General features: G+C 62.6%; 14 protein-coding genes. 3 read left to right on the top strand and 11 right to left on the bottom strand.

Features of this window, described 5'->3' with window-relative positions; genetic code table 11:
- Positions 1–69: 69 nt before the first annotated feature.
- The 8 genes from HMPREF2630_RS03820 to HMPREF2630_RS03785 all read right to left on the bottom strand — a co-directional run bounded on the left by HMPREF2630_RS03820 (position 70) and on the right by HMPREF2630_RS03785 (position 10,917).
- Positions 70–2,280, bottom strand: coding sequence for a threonine/serine exporter family protein (locus HMPREF2630_RS03820; RefSeq protein WP_049343145.1), 2,211 nt, complete (start codon positions 2,278–2,280; stop codon positions 70–72).
- Between the two features lie 266 nt (positions 2,281–2,546).
- Positions 2,547–2,825 carry an HPr family phosphocarrier protein gene (locus HMPREF2630_RS03815; protein ID WP_005504506.1) on the bottom strand — a complete coding sequence of 93 codons (279 nt, stop codon included), beginning with the start codon at positions 2,823–2,825 and terminating at the stop codon, positions 2,547–2,549.
- Between the two features lie 240 nt (positions 2,826–3,065).
- The gene (gene ptsP, locus HMPREF2630_RS03810) at positions 3,066–4,760 is read right to left on the bottom strand and encodes a phosphoenolpyruvate--protein phosphotransferase (protein ID WP_049345860.1); all 1,695 of its coding nucleotides are present in this window, start codon (positions 4,758–4,760) and stop codon (positions 3,066–3,068) included.
- A 98-nt stretch (positions 4,761–4,858) separates the two neighbouring features.
- Positions 4,859–6,877, bottom strand: a complete 2,019-nt coding sequence (locus HMPREF2630_RS03805; protein ID WP_049343143.1) for a PTS fructose transporter subunit IIABC — start codon at positions 6,875–6,877, stop codon at positions 4,859–4,861.
- A 134-nt stretch (positions 6,878–7,011) separates the two neighbouring features.
- A complete protein-coding gene (locus HMPREF2630_RS03800; protein WP_049343142.1) occupies positions 7,012–7,962 on the bottom strand; it encodes a 1-phosphofructokinase family hexose kinase in 951 nt (316 codons plus the stop codon).
- On the bottom strand, positions 7,962–8,753 hold the full coding sequence (locus tag HMPREF2630_RS03795; RefSeq protein ID WP_049331499.1) for a DeoR/GlpR family DNA-binding transcription regulator: 792 nt from the start codon (positions 8,751–8,753) through the stop codon (positions 7,962–7,964). Before HMPREF2630_RS03795 ends, HMPREF2630_RS03800 begins: the two co-directional genes overlap by 1 nt.
- 339 nt (positions 8,754–9,092) lie before the next feature.
- Positions 9,093–9,641: a VanZ family protein gene (locus HMPREF2630_RS03790; protein ID WP_246822751.1), complete on the bottom strand. Its 549-nt coding sequence runs from the start codon at positions 9,639–9,641 to the stop codon at positions 9,093–9,095.
- Positions 9,631–10,917: a histidine phosphatase family protein gene (locus HMPREF2630_RS03785; RefSeq protein WP_070483462.1), complete on the bottom strand. Its 1,287-nt coding sequence runs from the start codon at positions 10,915–10,917 to the stop codon at positions 9,631–9,633. The genes HMPREF2630_RS03790 and HMPREF2630_RS03785 overlap by 11 nt, the downstream gene beginning before the upstream one ends.
- 239 nt (positions 10,918–11,156) lie before the next feature.
- Here HMPREF2630_RS03785 and HMPREF2630_RS03780 point away from each other — a divergent pair, with 239 nt between their 5' ends.
- From HMPREF2630_RS03780 to HMPREF2630_RS03770, 3 genes are all read left to right on the top strand, one after another.
- On the top strand, positions 11,157–12,122 hold the full coding sequence (locus tag HMPREF2630_RS03780; RefSeq protein ID WP_070483460.1) for an ABC transporter ATP-binding protein: 966 nt from the start codon (positions 11,157–11,159) through the stop codon (positions 12,120–12,122).
- Positions 12,122–13,543: an FtsX-like permease family protein gene (locus HMPREF2630_RS03775; RefSeq protein WP_070483458.1), complete on the top strand. Its 1,422-nt coding sequence runs from the start codon at positions 12,122–12,124 to the stop codon at positions 13,541–13,543. The genes HMPREF2630_RS03780 and HMPREF2630_RS03775 overlap by 1 nt, the downstream gene beginning before the upstream one ends.
- Positions 13,544–13,715: 172 nt before the next feature.
- The gene (locus tag HMPREF2630_RS03770) at positions 13,716–14,480 is read left to right on the top strand and encodes an HAD family hydrolase (RefSeq protein ID WP_049343140.1); all 765 of its coding nucleotides are present in this window, start codon (positions 13,716–13,718) and stop codon (positions 14,478–14,480) included.
- A gap of 136 nt (positions 14,481–14,616) precedes the next feature.
- On the opposite strand, the gene HMPREF2630_RS03765 is transcribed toward HMPREF2630_RS03770, so the two are convergent.
- The 3 genes from HMPREF2630_RS03765 to HMPREF2630_RS03755 all read right to left on the bottom strand — a co-directional run bounded on the left by HMPREF2630_RS03765 (position 14,617) and on the right by HMPREF2630_RS03755 (position 17,393).
- Positions 14,617–15,312 (bottom strand): methionine ABC transporter permease, encoded by a 696-nt coding sequence (locus HMPREF2630_RS03765; RefSeq protein WP_005504487.1) that lies wholly within the window; start codon positions 15,310–15,312, stop codon positions 14,617–14,619.
- A complete protein-coding gene (locus tag HMPREF2630_RS03760; protein WP_070483456.1) occupies positions 15,313–16,371 on the bottom strand; it encodes a methionine ABC transporter ATP-binding protein in 1,059 nt (352 codons plus the stop codon). It lies immediately after the preceding gene.
- A gap of 146 nt (positions 16,372–16,517) precedes the next feature.
- Positions 16,518–17,393, bottom strand: a complete 876-nt coding sequence (locus HMPREF2630_RS03755; protein WP_070483453.1) for a MetQ/NlpA family ABC transporter substrate-binding protein — start codon at positions 17,391–17,393, stop codon at positions 16,518–16,520.
- Positions 17,394–17,441: the final 48 nt, after the last annotated feature.

Genomic DNA, 17,441 nt, shown 5'->3' with positions numbered 1-17,441 from the left:
GGCCCGTGAACTGAGGTTCACGGGCCGCCACGCATATTCTATATTGGCTATATAATCCCGTCAGGCATGTTAAGCCGGGGTGGATTCCGCATCCGCTGCTTCGGGAGCCACAGCGTCCAAAGGTTCAACGTTACGCGGCTTCGTGAAACGCTGCAGCAGATACTGCATCGTGTAATTACCGAGCGCCACACCCGAGGCCATCGCCACCGCAATCGAGGCCGCCGTAATCATGTTCTGCATACCCAGAATCACGTCGGTCTCAACCGTCAGCAGGTACATGCCGCGGAAGAACGACAGACCCGGCAGCAGGAACGTAATCGCGGGAATCGAAAAGATGGCCTGCGGCACGTGCAGTCGGTACGCAAAATACGTACTCAACGCACCAATCACAACCGCCGCACACGCCGTCGGACCGCGACCCGTGCTCGGGCCGGCCAGAATGTCATAGCTGTAATAAGCCGCCAGACCACAGGTGGTGATGAGCATCAGCCACCCAACCTTCACCAGCTTCGTCTGCAGGGTAATCGCGAAGGTCGCCGTCGCAATCAGGAAGAAAAACGACGCAACGAGCGGGGTCGTCGGTTGGAAGCGCAGCTGCTCAATATCCAGGGTCGGGCCATTGAAAATATTAATGGCACTCACAGCCGTCGCGATGCCGACCACCAGGCCCAAGAAGCTCATGCCCGTCGACACGAAGCGGCCCGCGGCCGTCACCGGGAAACCGTTAATCGCGTCCTGCACGGCACCCACCAGGCGGGGGGTTGGCAAAAACATAATCATGCCCGCTGCAACCACCAGGGGTGCCGAAATCGGTTCCCCCGGACGCTGCAGAATCGAACCATCGCCACCCAGCCAAATCGCCAGGAAGGTCATCAGACCCGCGCTGGCTGCCATGCGGAAGAACGCCGGGATACCGATTGAGCTTAGCCACTGAATCAGCAAGTACACCGGAATAAAGATGATGGCCGCGCTCAGAGCCGTGGAGAAGCTCGCACCCAGCGCCGCGGTCAGCGTCGCGGCGCAGGCCAGGTTTGCCAGCCACACGACCAGCGGCGGGAAGGGCTTGGGTCGGTGCGTAATCTGGCTCAGCTTTAGGTCGGCAATCTCAAGGGTCATGCCGCCTCGCGTAATTTTGTAAATCAGGCCGTACACCTCGGAGAGCGCCTCATAGTTCTCCGTAGAAGAACGCACCACGCGCACAAGCGTGTGGGTAAAGCGCTCGTCCGCGTTCGCGTTGCGCTTGGCAATGCGGGACTCCATGTAGATATCCGGGTCCGAGGTGTAGTTGATGGTCACCGACTGGTTGGTAATATCAACGTCCACCGAATCCAGCCCGTACGCGGAAGAGACCGCGATGATGGCCGAGTCCACGTCCATAGCGTCGGCACCGTAGTGGAACATCGCCTCCGCCAAACGCAGGGTGAAGTTCAGGGTATCGCGAGCGTATTCCTTCTCGCGACGGAAGGCCTCACGGCGCTCGTGCTCCTGAGTACGAATGGTCGGCACGAACTGCCGCTGGGCGATGCGAGCGGCACCGCGCGGTGCGCCGGGAGCCGCCTCCTCGGTACGCACAAAAGAACGTAGGTGGCGCGTACCCCAGCGACCGCCGGTACCGCGGCCTCGCGCTCCTCGTACGTTCCGGCCCACGAGGGGCACGGCGGTCGTCGCCACCGAGACGGGGCCGGTCTTGGGCACCGCGGCAGAGGCCGTATCGAGGCCGTAACGCTGCGCGGCCTGGGAGTTCGGAACCTGAGGAATCATGCCGGTCATGGGAACCGGCTGGGAGGGGCGCGTCAGAGCCGCCTCAGTCACCACGTTGCTGGCAGTTACGGGATGCGCTTCGCCGCGGTATGCGTCCAGTTCATCCTCGGGGGTGAGGGACGGGTCAATGAGGGTACGGGCACCGTGGTCGAGCTCGGCAGGCTCCTCCTGCGGGGCGGATACCTCGTCCGGGACGGTAGGAATACCAACCTGCGCGGCTACGTCGTGCAGAACATCGCTCACGGCGTACGCCTGCACGGTCCCCGTCTCTTCGGAGGTGTTCTGCTGCGCCAGAACGCGGCGCAGGCGCTCGTCAGCAACCTGATCGAGGGAGACCAGGGGAAACCCGCCCTTGCCTGCGACGTAACCCGCTGTGACCGTGGGGACGGCCTCTTCCGAGGCGCTATTCCGGGTGTTATCCGGCTCTCCCGGCTGAGCCTGCGCCTCGCCTGCATGCGACGCGTTCCGCGCTCCGGCTCGTACCTCCGAAGGCGCGGGAGTATTCCTCGATTCTGCCAATGTCCCCTCCCGTTTAGACAGTGCCCCTATAGTCTAACAAGGGAGCGACGCAAGGGGTACACCCTCGTGAGCAGGTCCCGAAATCAAATTCTCCACCCCTCCGCCCGGCCCGTTTTCTTCGGCTGTTCGCGGTCTGCCTCCCCTCGGTGAAGAACGCGGGCAACAAAATATCCCGCCACCTCAGTGACGGGATATTTACGCATTGTGTGCTCGTTTCCGCACCCGTGGGCGACGGAATACGGCAACCCGGCCGGGGCCGAGGTTAATTACTCAGCGTCGTGGTCGGTCTCGAGGATCTTAACCAGCGAGTCCAGAGCCTCTTCAGCACCCTCACCCTCAGCACGAAGAACGACAACATCGCCGTGCTTTGCGCCCAGGGACATCAGGGACAGGATGGATGCTGCATCCATAGCCTCATCGGCGGGCTCGCCCTTAGCTGCGATGGTGACCTCGACGGGGAGGTCGCCAGCTGCCTCAGCGAAAATTGCTGCCGGACGTGCGTGCAGGCCGACACGGCTTGCGATAGTGGCTTCGCGCTCTGCCATTATGTTTCTCCTTTGATTCAGGAACCGAAATAATCTCGGAACCTATTCTAGATGAACGGGGCGCGTTAGGACCCGCCCTTACCCTATAAATTGTACCGGTTAGCCCTGCGCTAACAAACATAAAAATGCCGGGTGCAGAAATAATCTCTGCACCCGGCATTGTAGGTGTGTCGGCTCATGGGCCGAGCGGTTCAGCGACCATCCGACGGTGAGGAAGCCGCGAACCCTAGCGACTCTTGATTAGAGGCCCAGCTCGTCCAGAATCGGCAGAGCCTTGCGTGCGCTCTCCTTCGCCTCGGCAGAGGAAATCTGCTGCAGGGCGATAGCGGCAATCTGCTGTGCCTTCTCCTTGGTGACGGACTTCAGCACGGCGGCCACGGCGGGGATAGCGCCGGCGTTCATGGACAGGGTATCAACGCCCAGACCAATCAGAACAACAGCCAGAGCCGGGTCGGCCGCAGCCTCACCACAGACGCTCACGTACTTCTTCTTGCCGGCGGTGACCGATGCACGCTGAGCACCCTCAACGGTCATCTTGATCATCTTCAGCACTGCGGGCTGCCAGGGGTTGTTCAGGTGAGCCAGATCGCCCAGCAGGCGGTCAGCCGCCATGGTGTACTGGGTCAGGTCGTTGGTACCGATGGACACGAAGTCCACCTCGCCCAGGATTGCCTCGGCGTTCATCACGGCTGCGGGGGTCTCAACCATCACACCGTGAACGGGCAGGCCAATCTCCTTGAGCATGTTCGCGAAGTTGCGAGCCTCGGAGGTAGTTGAAATCATCGGGGCCATAACCCAAATGTCGGCGTCGGAATCCTCCGAAGCGGCCTTGATAGCCTGCAGCTGGCGGGTCAGAACGCCCGGCACGGTCCAGTCGGTACGGAAACCGCGGACACCCAGTGCGGGGTTCTCCTCGGGGTTCACGTTCAGGAACGGCAGGGGCTTGTCAGCGCCGGCGTCCAGGGTACGAACCACGATGTGCTTGCCGGGGAATGCGTCAAACACGGACTTGTAGGTCTTAGCCTGAGTCTCGATGGAGGGCTCAGCGTCGTGGCCCAGGAAGCCGAACTCGGTGCGGAGCAGGCCAACACCCTCGGCCTTCAGGCTTGCAGCCTTTTCAGCGGACTTGCCGTCACCAACGTTTGCATACAGCTCAACGCGGGTGCCGTCAGCCAGCACGCCCTTGCCGTCGAAGTCGGCGACGGGCTTGCGGTTTGCGTACTTAATGGCTGCCTCGCGGTCAGCATCGGTGGGTTCGGTGTCAACGATGCCCTCGTTGGAATCCACGTACACGACGGTGCCGTCGGCAATATCGGTCACGCCCTTGGCCGCCACAATAGCGGGCAGGCCCAGGCCGCGAGCCAGAATAGCGGTGTGTGCCTGGGGGCCACCGTCAGAGGTAATCAGGGCGATAACCTTCTCGGGGTCCAGGGTTGCGGTGTCGGCCGGTGCCAGGTCGATCGCGGCCAGGATGAACGGCTCATCAGAAACGGGGATGCCGGGGGCCTGCTGGCCGGTCAGCTCGGCGACGATGCGGGCACGAACGTCGTGGATGTCGGTGACGCGCTCAGCCATGTAGCCGCCCAGGGCAGCCATCTGGTCAGCGAAGGAGGTTGCCGCCTCCCAAATAGCGCGCTCGGGGGCCATCTCCTGGGTCTCAACCAGCTTGATAGCACTCTTGATGAGTGCACGGTCGGTAGCCATCTGAGAGGTGGACTTCAGAACAGCCTTGCCGTCACGGCTAGCGTGCTCTGCACGAGCGAGCAGGTCTTCCTTCACGCGGACCGAAGCGTCCTTGATGCGCTGCGCTGCTGCCTCGGCGGTCTCACTGCTCAGACGCAGGCCGTCCTTGGGCTCTTCAATGGGCTTGGGCATCTGAAGAACCGGGCCAATCACGCGACCGGCGTAGACGCCGACGCCCTTGTAGGTAGTCATGGAATTCATATCCTATCTGTGGGTTCTCTACAGTGTAACGCGTTCTATTCGCGCTGTCCTCTGTAGTTACGAGTCAATCAGAAGATGAGGTCTACGGTTTAGGCGGATGCCTTGGAGCGGGCACCCATGGACTTCAGCACAACGTACACCAGAGCCGATAGCACGGTACCGGCCAGCACGGCCACGAAGAACATCAGCGGGTTCTGCGCCAGACCAATAATCCAGATACCGCCGTGCGGTGCCGGAGAGGCCACGTGAGCGCTCATCGAGATGGCACCGGCGAGGGCACCACCCACAATGGTCGAGGGGATGACACGGGCGGGATCAGCCGAGGCGAAGGGAATAGCACCCTCGGAGATGAAGGATGCACCCAGCAGCCAGGCGGCCTTGCCGTTCTCGCGCTCGGCCTCGCTGAAGAGCTTGGGGCGCAGGGTGGTGGCCAGGGCCATGGCCAGCGGCGGGACCATACCCGAGATGATGACGGCGGCCATGATTTCCTGGTTCACGGTCGCACCCGAGGACAGGCCGGCGGTTGCGAAGAGGTAAGCAGCCTTGTTGATGGGGCCACCCAGGTCAGAAGCCATCATGGCACCCAAGATCAGGCCCAGCAGCAGAGCGGAACCGCCGGACATGGAGGTCAGCCAATCCTGCAGGGTGGTCATAACCCAAGCCAGGGGCGCACCGAGCAGCAGGTACATTGCCAGGCCGGTCACCAGCGAAGTCACGAGCGGAGTGATGACCACGGGCATCATGGAACCCAACCAGCGGGGCAGCTTCAGGGTGCCCAGGGCGTATGCAATCAGACCGGCGAGGATACCGCCGACGATACCGCCGAGGAAGCCCGCGTTCACGGCCAGAGCCACGGAACCTGCGATGAAGCCCGGTGCGATACCGGGACGCTGAGCCAGACCGTACGCAATGTACGCGGCTAGGGCCGGAACCATCAGGCTCAGACCAAAGCCACCGATGGTCTGCAGCACGGCACCCAGGTACAGGGTCCAGTGCACATCACCCAGGTTGAACAGGGTTGCCGAACCCAGAATTGCCTTGGTGTCCACGTCGCCAAGGTTCGGCATGGTGATGGCCTCGAAGACGAAGCCGAGGGCCACCAGAATACCGCCGGCGGCGACGAACGGAATCATGTAGGAGATACCGGTCATCACGGCCTTGTAGATGCGCGAGCCCCAGGCACCCTCGGAGGCGCCGGCGCTGTCATCGGAGGTGGATGCGGCGGCGGCTACGCGGGCACCGTTCGGGTTCTCGGCCTCGGCCAAGGCCTCAGCGATCATTTCCTTCGGCTCGTCGATACCGCGCTTGACGGGGGACTCAACGAAGGGCTTACCGGCGAAGCGGTTGCGGTCACGCACGTTCACCGACACGGCAAAAATCACGGCGTCGGCGGCGTCAATATCGGCCTGGCTCAGGATTTCGTTGCCCGAGGAGCCCTGAGTCTCAACCTTCAGGTCGTAGCCGAGTTCCTCGGCGGCGTACTTGAGGGCGTCGGCGGCCATGTAGGTGTGGGCGATACCGGTGGGGCACGCGGTCACCGCGACAATCTTCTTCACGGCCGGCGCGCTTTCAGAAGCCTTCGGGGCTTCCTTCTCGGAGGCGGCAGGTGCGGCGGCAGGTGCAGCCTCGGCGGGCTTAGCCTCCGCCTTCTTCTCGCCCACGCCCAGCGCACCGTTCACCAGGTCCACGACCTCATCGGCGGACGAAGCCTCACGCAGGGCGGCGGTGAAGCTCTTCTTCATGAGGGAGCGTGCCAGGGTCGACAGCAGCTTCAGGTGGGCCTGGTCGGCACCGTCGGGTGCAGCGATGAAGAAAATCAGGTCGGCGGGGCCGTCCTTAGCGCCGAACGAAACGGCGGGGTTGGGGCGTGCCATGGCCAGGGTCGGCTCGGTGACAGCGGCGCTGCGGCAGTGCGGGATGGCAATGCCGCCGGGAATACCGGTGTCGGTCTTGGACTCGCGAGCCTCGGCAGCCGCGTAGAGCTGCTCGAAGTCGGTCGCACGGCCGGCCTTGACGACAGCTTCGGCAAGCTTGGCGATGACGTCGAATCGGGTGTCGCCGAGATTCTCGTCCAGTAGGACGAGATCCGCGGTGATCAGATCGGACATGTTCTCTCCTCGGATTGGAGTGGAGGCGGGATGCTCCGGCGGGAACGCCCTCCTCCTGTGTTTTAAGTGTGTGCAGAGCCCCGGGTAAATATTCTCAAATTAGAATATTTACTTCGGCAGTGCTTCGCTCCTCGTCAGAGCTGAATCTGACGGACAGTAACCTTCTCGGGGGTAGTCTGCTCCAGCGAGGGCATACGGGTACCGGGCAGGGCCGCCGCGGCAGAACCGTGGGCCACCGCCTGAACCAGGCAACCGGGCGCATCCGCGCCGCGAGTATGCGCGATCAAGAAGCCCGAGAGCGAAGAGTCACCGGCACCCACAGTGCTACGCACCTGAATCGGCTCGTGCACGGCGTGCCAGATACCTTCCTCGGTCACGAGCACCGCGCCGCCGCCGCCCAGGGTGGCCAACACGTACTCGATGCCGTCGCCAAGCAGCTTCTGAGCGGTGCGGGCGGTCAGCTCGGGGCTGGCCTCCAGCTCCTCCCAATTATCGCTACCGGTCAGCTGGGCTAGCTCCTCGGAGTTGGGCTTAATCAGCGTGGGCTTGTGCTCACCCGCAACGGTCGCAATCAGTGGCGCCTCAGAAGTATCAATAGCAATCTTGCCCGCGTAACCGGAGGCGCGTAGGGCCGCCACCAGCTCGGAATAGTAGGTGGGCTCTAGACCCGGCGGAAGAGAGCCGGCCAGGACCACCCATTCGGCTCCCTTGGAACGCTCAACCACCAGGGCGTCCAGCTTCTCGCGCAGCTGCGCATCAAAGTGGGTGCCGGGAGCGTTCAGCTTGGTGGTGGTGCCATCGGGGTCCACCACGGTGATATTCGAGCGAATCGGCTCACCGGTCGGCAGGTTCGCAAACTCGACATCCACCGCAGACAGAGCGGTCAGCACCGGGTCGGTGGACTCGCCGGGCACAATAGCCACGGTCGGAACACCGGAAACCTGCAGCGCGCGAGAAATATTCACGCCCTTGCCGCCCGGATCCTGCACGGCACCGACGGCACGCTGCACGGCGCCGTGGGCCAGGGGCGCGCCGAGCTCAATCGTGCGGTCCAGGCTGGGGTTGGCGGTCAGAGTAATAATCATTAGGCAATCACAATCTCAACATTGGCGGCCTCGAGCGCCTGGCGAAGGGCGCCCTCGGGCTCGCGATCGGTAATGAGGGTGTCAATATCCTCAAATCCAGCGAAGCGGACCAGGGACTCCTGGCCAAACTTCGCGGAGTCACAGAGCAGGACCACGCGACGGGCGGACTTGCAGATTGCAGTCTTAACGATTGCCTCGTTCATGCCGGGGGTGGAGATGCCAAAGTGCGGCTCGATGCCGTTGGCACCGATAAACGCAATATCGGGGCGCATCGTGCCGAAGTGCTCGGCCGCGCGGGCGCCGACGGCGGCCCAGGTCATCTTACGCAGCTGACCGCCCACCAGCTCGAGGGTTACGCCCTCGGCCTCGGCGAGCTTAACTGCAATATGCAGTGCGTGGGTGATGATGATGCGGTCGTTGCCGGTCTTGAGGCTGAAGTTCTCGGCGCCGATGTGGTCGGCGAGAATCTCGATGGTGGAACCCGCGTCCAGCACGATGGAACCCGACTCAGAATCGCGTAGCATCTGGTACGCCTTGGTGGCGATGCGACGCTTCTCCGGGGTGTTCATGCCCTGGCGGGAGGAAATAGACGATTCCAGAGAGGTGGACTGCTCGATGGTCACCGCGCCACCGTGGACGCGGCGAAGCTTGCCGGCCTCTTCCAGGGCGGCAAGGTCACGGCGCACGGTCTCCATGGTCACATCGTATCGGCGCGCAAGGTCTGCGCCGTTCACGCGGCGTGCGGAGGCAACGAGCTTTGCAATTTCGGCACGGCGTTCTTCTGCGAACATAAATTCGGTGTTCTTTCGGTAGTGGGTAGGAAATCTGTGCGTATCTATGGCGTGTTCTCAGTGCGGGTACGTTCCCGCGGGAAGCAAACGCAGTGCGCCCCAGAACATCCATTATCATACTTGATTTTATGTGGGTTTTTGTGGGTAGGTCAATATAAACCACCGTATTCACCGGAATATTACCCTGTGTTCCCTACAGAAACCACACCCTTTACCACCCCGTGTGAGTGATTATGTCTGTTTGACTCGATGAGGCGTTGGGTTTTGTTCCGCGGACCACACATAACGCGGGCCACACAATGGACCGCCAGCACCACCGGTCGGGCGGCGGGCCGGTCCCTACGCCCGGCGCTCCCGGCGTTTGCGGAGCACCCGGTGCATCCAGAAAGCGCAGGCCGCTCCCAGCAGGGCACCCGTACCGTTCATGAGCACATCCACGAAATCCCCCGTGCGGTTAGGCATGAAGCTTTGAATCGTCTCGATGCACGCGCTCACCACGAACCCGGCGTACAGCACATGGCGTCGCGCAGACGGTCCCAGGAGCAGGGCGAAGAGGAAGCCTCCAGGCACAAACATGATGACGTTTGAGAGCTGCTCGATGCTGGAGTAGGTCACAAACTCGGGTAGCCAGCCGGCGGCGTGGCCCGCATCCAGCAGGGCTGCGAGGCGGCCACCCATCTCATTGTCGTCCACGTGGACGGGGGCGAACACGATGCTCGCCACGACCAGGCAGTACAGTGCGGTAAGGGCCCAGAGGGCGCCGCGGAGCACGCGCATCCCCCGGGAGAGGGGACGCGCCGAGGACTCAGCTGCCCCCTCGGGCGCAACGGATGCCCCCTGCGCCGAACGCTCAAGGACTTCGCCCGCGGGGCGCGCGCTACCAGACAATGCGACCCACCTCGTCGGTGTATCGCGAGGAGTCCCACGCGAAGAGGCCGGGGACGTCCACCACCAGCGGCTCGGCGTTCGGCACGGTTACGGTCCACTCCTCACCCGCGGCGGCGGAGAGGGCGCGGCGAATCAGGCTGCCGTGGCTGACGGCGATAATCTTCTGTTCTCCGCCTCGCTCCGCGTAGTCCCGCACAATCTGGCGCAGCACGCGTACCGCGCGAATGTACACGTCGCGTTCGGATTCCACGTTCGGGTAGTAGCGCTCGGGGGCGCGGCGTTCAGGGGCGGGAATGTCCAGGCCCTCGCCGTCACCATAGGCGCGCTCGACCAGCTCGGGGTAGGTCTTGTCCACCTGCAGGTCGAAGTGCTCGCCGACCAGCTGCGCGGTCTCGTGGGCGCGGGACAGCGGCGAAGACACCAGCACCGTAAAGTCCAGGCCCATCTCCGCCAGCTTCCGGCCGGTGGTGCGTGCCTGCTCGCGACCGGTGTCGTTGAGCGGAATGTCCGTGACGCCCTGCATGAGGTTCGCCTTGTTCCAATCGGTCTGGCCGTGGCGAATCAGGGTGAGGGTGGTGTTCTCGGCGCCGGCGGGCAGGGGCTCAGGTCCCAGGTCAGGTTCGTTCTGACGCACGAGCAGGCGGTCGATGGTACTGTCCAGGTACTGCAGGGGCACCTCGGTCAGGGAGGCGTTGACGGGAATCGGGTAGAAACCCTCCTCGGTGAGGCAGTCGGGGCGCTCCCCCAGCAGGGCGTTCATCATCAGCGCGATGAACATGCCGTGGGTTGCCACCAGCACGGTCTTGCCGTCGTACTCGCGGCGCACGCGGTTCAGGGCCGCCAGGCCGCGGGCGACGAATTCCTCCGTGGGTTCCACGCCGTACTCCTCACCGGATTCGCGGGAGGCGAGCACCAGCTCGCGAGTGGCGATCTGCCCCTCCAGCTCGCCGAAGGAGCGCTCCTGGAACCCGGCCACGGCACCCCGGTAGGGCACGTTCAGGCCTTCGGCCACAATCTCGGCGCTTTCGGCCGCGCGGCTCAGGGGCGAGGAGAGCACCAGGTCGACGACGGTGCCTTCGTCACGGGCCTGCTTCAGCGCGTCGATGGCGGTGCGCACCTGGTCGCGGCCGGTGTCGTTGAGGGGAATGTCGGTGCCGCCCTGGAAACGGTGGTCGATGTTCCAATCGGTCTGCCCGTGGCGCATAAGAATGATGCGGGTTCCGTGCGGTTCGGGCGCGACGGGGGTGATGATGGGGGTGTTCTGTGCGTCGGTCATCTTTCTAGTATCCCACTCGTCTCCGCGAGTTCAAGGGGTCGAAGCCACACCGCCTGCACGCCGCCCGCGGTGCCAACCTCATACCGGAGGATGAGGCGAATAGCTCCCTCCCGCGCCGCGTCGGCCCTTTTTCTCAGCGTATTCCCATATTTTTCAGCCCTCAGATGGAGGGCCGAGCCGCCGAGAAGCTGAGATGATAGACGGGTACTTCCGTTAGTTCATATCCGATGAAGGTTGCTATGACGCAGAATCCTCAACCCCAGAACCCGCAGTTCCAGGCTCCCACGTCCCAGAACCCGTACTCGATGACCCCTCCGCAGGCGGCGCAGCCTGCGGGCCAGTACTCCACCCAGCCGGGTCAGCCGAGCCAGGCGGGGTATTATCAGGGCCAGCCGGGTTACCCCGCTCAGGCACCCCAGATGCCCCAGCAGATGCAGCAGGCACCCTTCGCGCCCGGTGCGATTATTTCTGCCCGCAACCTGCACAAGTCCTACGGCAATAACCCGGTTCTACGTAACGTGAGCCTCGATATCTACCCCGGCGAATCCGTGGCGATTATGGGTCCTTCCGGTTCCGGTAAGACCACCCTGCTGCACGCGCTCTCGGGCATTATTAAGCTCGATGCCGGTTCCGTGCTGTTCAACCCCCCCCCCGGTCAGGTGGCGGTCGAGTCTCTCAGCGAGCGCGAGCGCACCTCCCTGCGCGCTAGCTCTTTTGGTTTCGTGTTCCAGCAGGGTCTGCTGGTTCCCGAGCTGACCGCGGAGGAGAACGTCTCCCTCGCCGCGATGATTGCGGGTATTCCCCGCCAGCAGGCGCGCGCCATTTCTGCTGACCTGCTGAACCGCCTGGGTCTGGGCCAGATGCTGGACCGCCGCATGGGTGAGATGTCCGGTGGTCAGGCCCAGCGCGTGGCTATTGCCCGTTCGCAGGTGAACGGCGCCCCCGTGACCTTTGCGGATGAGCCGACCGGCGCGCTGGATTCGAAGACCGCGCGCGAGGTGATGGCGCTGCTGCTGACCATGATTCCGCAGCAGGGCAAGACTCTACTGGTGGTCACCCACGATCCGAACGTGGCTGCCGCGTGCTCCCGCGTGGTGTACCTGCAGGACGGCCAGATTGTGAGCGATCAGCGCAATAGCCAGGGCGGCGTACCCGCGCAGAACGGCACCCAGAACCCTGACGCTCAGTCTCAGGCAGGTGCATAATGCAAATCTATGCTCTGCTCGCCAAGCGAACCCTATGGAGTTCGCAGGCGATTCTTCCCGTGCTGGCTTTTGCGGCCTCATCGGCGCTGTTTTTGACGGTTGCCGGTGGTGTTCAGGCACTGAGCACCTGGCTTGACCACGCCTCCAACGTTGACCACGAACTGGTGAACCTGATGGGCATTCAGAAGCTCTACATGGGTTTGGCGTGGGTTGCCGCTCTGGTACTGGTTGTTCCGCTCTTTACCCTGGGCGCTTCGGCTGCTCGTTTGAGTGCCCGCCGCCGTGACGAGCGTCTGGCTTCCCTGCGCCTGATTGGTGCCTCCACGACCCTGATTGTGGGTCTGTCGGTTGCAGACGCGCTGGTGTACTCCCTTGTGGGTTTCATTCTTGGCCTGTTGCTCTACCTGGTGCTGATTTTCCCGTTCGGCGCCCTGCACTTCATGAACGTTCCGCTCGGTGCCGAGAATATGCTCCTGCCGGTAAGCATGATTTTCTACTGCTTCCTGGGTTGTATGGCCCTGGCGGCGCTGAGCTCTCTCTTCGGCCTGGCGAAGGTCAGCATTAGCCCCCTGGGTGTGCGTACCCGCGCGAAGGCTGGTTCTGCCGGTTACATTGCCCTGGGTATCGGTGTTGTTCTGGTCATCGCCGTGATGATTCTGGCGTCGACCTCTACGGGCTTCAGCATGTTCTCGCCCTTCCAGGACGGCGGCGCCGATAGCGCCATCAAGAACCTCGCGATCTTCATTGCTCTGCCTGGTCTGCTGATGATGGTTGCCATCGACCTGATCGGCACCTTCCTGGTGTGGGCGTACGCAAAGATTCGTGTGCGTATGACCCAGAAGGCGTCGGTTCTGCTGGGTTACCGCGCGGTGCTGGAGTCCCCGCGCGGTGCGTGGCGTCAGGTTTCGGGTGTGGCGCTGTCGACCTTCCTGGTGACCTTCTTCGGGCCCATCCTGATTCTGGCGGGTGAGATGAACAAAACGGCGAAGGAAGCGGGTCCCGCCGCCGGCACCTTCGTTACCATCATGGAAGATATGTTCCAGGGCATGCTACTCATGCTGTTCTTCTCGTACCTGCTGGTCACTCTCTCTGCGGTGCTGAATCAGAGCGCCGCGATTTACGAGCGTGGTTCCCTGTATTCTTCGCTGAATATGATGGGTACCCCCACGAGGCTGTTGCAGGCTTCGCGCCTTACCGTGGTCTTCGGTCCGCTGGTGCTCATCAGCGTAATTTCTGCCCTGCTGGGTCTGCCGCTGACGGCCTTGATTGCGGCGCAGGGCCTTTCCGGTGAGATTCTGGCGAAGATGTTCGGCCTGACCTTCGGCGCTATTGCGCTGGGTCTGGTCCTGGTCTACGTGGGTCTGCTGGCAACCATTCCGTTTATGCGCCAGGTGGCCCATAAGCCGGTATCCGCTCTCTAGGCTGCTCGGCGTCTACCCTCCCGTTGCGTTCTCCGGACGCGGCGGGAGGGTTTCTTGATGTGCGCGCTTGTACTGCGTTCTTTTGTGTCCCGACCCGGCTTGTACCCTGTATGTTTTCTCACGCACCGAGCCGCCGCTTCCATAGCCTAAAACCCTGTGAGAGACTGACATTATGTTTGAACACACCGTACCCTCCGATTGGTTCCCCCGCTGCGCTATCTTCGACTGCGACGGCATCCTCCTCGACTCCGAGACCGTCTGGAACGATGTGCAGCGTAAGCTTTTCACCCGCTGGTCTGTTCCCTTCACCGAAGAGGTCGAGCACCGCCTCACCGGCCTGGCGGCAGCCGACGTTGCGCAGGAGCTTGCCCTGCTCTCCTACGAGGCGCAGAACGGCCAGAAGCCGGACACCGCCTCCGCAGAGTACGCCGAACACCATGAACGCGTGATGAAGGATCTGCTCACCACCGAGCACGAGGTCATCAGCTCCGGCGTGGACCTGATTGAGGGTGCGCAGAAGTTCCTGGGCTTCCTGAGCGAGCACATGCCGGTTGCGGTGGCGTCGAACTCCACCGCGAACATTCTGACCCTGAAAATGGAAAGCTACGGTTACGCCCCGCTGGTGCGCACCTGGGTCAGCAGTAACGACGTTCCGGCCGGTAAGCCCGCCCCGGACATGTACCTGGAGGCGGCACGTCGCCTCGGCTTTGAAGGTCACGAGGCGCTGGCATTCGAGGACTCCCCCGCGGGCGCGCAGGCGGCACGTGACGCCGGTACAAAGGTCATGATTTACGTTCCGGAAGGCACCGACCCGGCAAAGGCACCGGCCGGTTTTGGGCGCTTCGATTCGTTCAATGACCCGCAGCTCTGGGAGGCGGCACACACCTGGATCGCCAAGCTTGAGGCGGCGCAGCAGTCTGAGGCAGCGCAGAACTAAGCACGTACCGCAGACGCCTCACCGCCCCACAGCCTCGCCTGATAGGTAGCATCAAGAAAGACCCCCGACCCGCTCCTCAAGGAGCAGACCGGGGGGTCTTCTATGCCTTATCAGCTGCGCCTATAGCGGCACGAGCCTATCGGCGCATAACCTTCTTGGCCAGTGCATTACCGATGAACTGAACCAGCTGGACCAGGATGATAATAATCGCCACAACGGCCCAGGTGATCTCGTCGTTGAAGCGCTGGTAGCCGTCCACAATCGCGATCTTACCCAGACCACCGGCACCCACGTAACCGGCCATTGCAGACATATCCACCACGCCGATGACGAGGAAGGTGTAGCCCAGGATCAGCGGGCCGAGCGCCTCGGGAATCATCACGGTGAACAGGATGGTCAGCTTCGAGGCGCCCATAGCGCGGGCCGCCTCAATCACGCCGGGATCGATGGAGACCATGTTCTGCTCCACGATGCGGGCGATAGCGAACGCAGCGCCGAAGCTCATCGCAAAGACCGCGGCATTCACGCCCAGGCGGGTACCCACCACGGCGCTGGTCAGCGGGCCCAGGGCCGCAATCAGGATGATGAACGGAATCGGGCGAATGATGTTCACCAGAATGTTCAGGACCGTGTACACGAAGCGGTTCTGGAAGATATTACCGGCGCGGGTGGTGTACAGCAGGGCACCCACAATCAGGCCGACCAGGCCGGCGCACAGCATGGTAATGGACACCATGTAGAAGGTGTCGCCGATAGCCGGAATAAGCTTCTCGGGCAGGAACTCGCCCCAGTCGGTCTTCGAAGCGGCCAGCGGAAGAGTAGTAGCAAACATTTAGCGCACCTCCTGCACGCGGGCAACGGTCTTTAGTTCGGCAACGGCGGCATCAATACTGGTGATTTCGCCGAGGAGTTCCAGGGTGAGGGTACCGTAGGCCTTGCCCTGCAGGGTCTCGATACCGCCGCCCACGATGTTGAAACGGACGTTGCGGGCACCCAGGTAGGACAGCACCTTGCCGAGCTCCTGATTGCCCTCCACGATTTCGACGTTGACCAGGTAGCCACGGTGCGATGCGCGCAGATCCTCCGCCTCCTGGCCGGTGGGGGCCAGCTTGACGGTGGTCGCCACGAAGAGCTTCGCCACATCGGTCTGCGGGTTAGAGAAGACGTCGTAGACGGTTCCTTCTTCCACCACGCGGCCGGACTCCATGACCGCCACGCGGTCGGCGATGCTGGCCACGACATCCATCTCGTGGGTAATGACCACAACGGTGATACCCAGGTCGCGGTTCACGCGCTTGAGAAGGGCGAGCACCTCCTGGGTGGTTTCGGGGTCCAGGGCGCTGGTGGCCTCGTCAGCCAGCAGCAGCGAGGGGTTGGTCGCAAGCGCGCGGGCGATGCCCACACGCTGCTTCTGACCACCCGAAAGCTGGTTCGGGTAGTGGCCGGCGCGGTCGCTCAGACCCACGAATTCCAGCAACTCCAGGGCGCGTTCGCGGCGCTTGGCCTTGGGCCAACCGGCCACCTTGAGGGGGAACTCAACGTTACCGAGCACAGTGCGGGAGTTCATGAGGTTGAACTGCTGGAAAATCATGCCGATGTTCGTGCGGGCCTCACGCAGCTCGGAGTCGCGCTTGCCGGAGATTTCGAAATCGTCCACGATTAGCGTGCCGCTCGTGGTCTTTTCCAGGCCGTTGATGAGTCGCACCAGGGTGGACTTGCCGGCGCCGGAGTAGCCGATAATCGCGAAGATTTCACCGCGGTTGATGGTGAGGGAGACGTTGTCCACGGCGGGGACAGCCTTGGGGCCGTTACCGAAGACCTTGGACACGCCGTCCAGAATCACCATGGGCTGGGGGAGGCTTTCTACAACCTCTTCTAGCTGTTCACTCATAGTATTTGTATCCGTTAAATGTCGTGGTTGGGGCGCCGGGGAGGACTTGGCGCCGGTACGCAAAGGACGGTAAGCCCTTCTAACCCGCATCGGGTGCCCGGGCTTACCGCCTTACGTGTGCCTACGAGAGGCGTGTTGTCAGGAGATTACTTCTTGGCGCGCAGCTTGGCCTCTTCGTTGGCCAGGGACTGACGCAACTCGTCGGTGCTCACGTTGACCTCAACGGCGGTGCCGCGGGTCTCTTCCTGAACAGCGTCCATGACGGGCTTGGTGTGGAAGATTTCAACGATCTTCTTGTAGGTCTCGTCGTCAGCCTTGTCCTTCTGGGCGACGAAGAGGTTCACGTACTTGATGGCCGAGGGGTCGGTCTTGGGGTCGTCCTGAGCCAGTGCGTCCGAGGGCTTCAGGCCTGCGTCCTTGAGGAAGTCGTTGTTGACGACTGCACCGTCAGCGGACTCCATGCCAACCACGGTCTGGGTTGCGTCGACCGGGGTGACCTTCACCTTGGAGTTAGCGGTGTCAACATCGTCGATGGTGGGGGCGTCCACGTCAGCGTTCTTGAAGGTGACCAGACCGTTGGTCTTCAGCAGCTTCAGCGCGCGTGCCTCGTTCACGGTGTCGTTCGGGATAACGATCTCGCCGCCCTGGGGGATGTCGGCCAGCTTGGTGTGCTTCTTGGAGAACAGAGCCATCGGGTAGATGACGGTCGGGCCCACGATCTGCAGGTCCTTGTTAGCGCTGACGTTGTAGTTCGACAGGTAGGCGATGTGCTGGAAGCGGTTCATGTCAATGTCGCCGGCGTCCAGTGCGGGGTTCGGCTCGGTGTAAGCACTGAACTCCTTGTACTCAATGTCGATACCCTGCTTCTTGGCTTCTTCCTTCAGGGTCTTGTTGAACTTCTCGGAGCCGACCACGCCGATGGTGACCTTCTTCGAGGCGGAGGAGGAGTTCGAGGTGGAACCGCAAGCGGCCATGCTGAAAATCATGGGGACGACTGCAAGAGCAGCGGCAAACTTCTTCACGGCTATGAATCTTTCTGTTGAATGATGACGTGCTTCACCGGGTACGGG

The sequence above is a fragment of the Rothia sp. HMSC072B03 genome, from assembly GCF_001809565.1.
Taxonomy (GTDB): domain Bacteria; phylum Actinomycetota; class Actinomycetes; order Actinomycetales; family Micrococcaceae; genus Rothia; species Rothia mucilaginosa_A.
Note: the sequence above shows the minus strand (reverse complement) of the source record. Positions and strands in the feature narration are given on the sequence as shown.

Coding starts and splice junctions, on each gene's coding strand:
- HMPREF2630_RS03760 (WP_070483456.1), bottom strand. CDS start 16,371: ATGAGTGAACAGCTAGAAGAGGTTGTAGAAAGCCTCCCCCAGCCCATG.
- ptsP (WP_049345860.1), bottom strand. CDS start 4,760: ATGACTACCTACAAGGGCGTCGGCGTCTACGCCGGTCGCGTGATTGGC.
- HMPREF2630_RS03775 (WP_070483458.1), top strand. CDS start 12,122: ATGCAAATCTATGCTCTGCTCGCCAAGCGAACCCTATGGAGTTCGCAG.
- HMPREF2630_RS03780 (WP_070483460.1), top strand. CDS start 11,157: ATGACGCAGAATCCTCAACCCCAGAACCCGCAGTTCCAGGCTCCCACG.
- HMPREF2630_RS03770 (WP_049343140.1), top strand. CDS start 13,716: ATGTTTGAACACACCGTACCCTCCGATTGGTTCCCCCGCTGCGCTATC.
- HMPREF2630_RS03795 (WP_049331499.1), bottom strand. CDS start 8,753: ATGTTCGCAGAAGAACGCCGTGCCGAAATTGCAAAGCTCGTTGCCTCC.
- HMPREF2630_RS03800 (WP_049343142.1), bottom strand. CDS start 7,962: ATGATTATTACTCTGACCGCCAACCCCAGCCTGGACCGCACGATTGAG.
- HMPREF2630_RS03815 (WP_005504506.1), bottom strand. CDS start 2,825: ATGGCAGAGCGCGAAGCCACTATCGCAAGCCGTGTCGGCCTGCACGCA.
- HMPREF2630_RS03765 (WP_005504487.1), bottom strand. CDS start 15,312: ATGTTTGCTACTACTCTTCCGCTGGCCGCTTCGAAGACCGACTGGGGC.
- HMPREF2630_RS03805 (WP_049343143.1), bottom strand. CDS start 6,877: ATGTCCGATCTGATCACCGCGGATCTCGTCCTACTGGACGAGAATCTC.
- HMPREF2630_RS03785 (WP_070483462.1), bottom strand. CDS start 10,917: ATGACCGACGCACAGAACACCCCCATCATCACCCCCGTCGCGCCCGAA.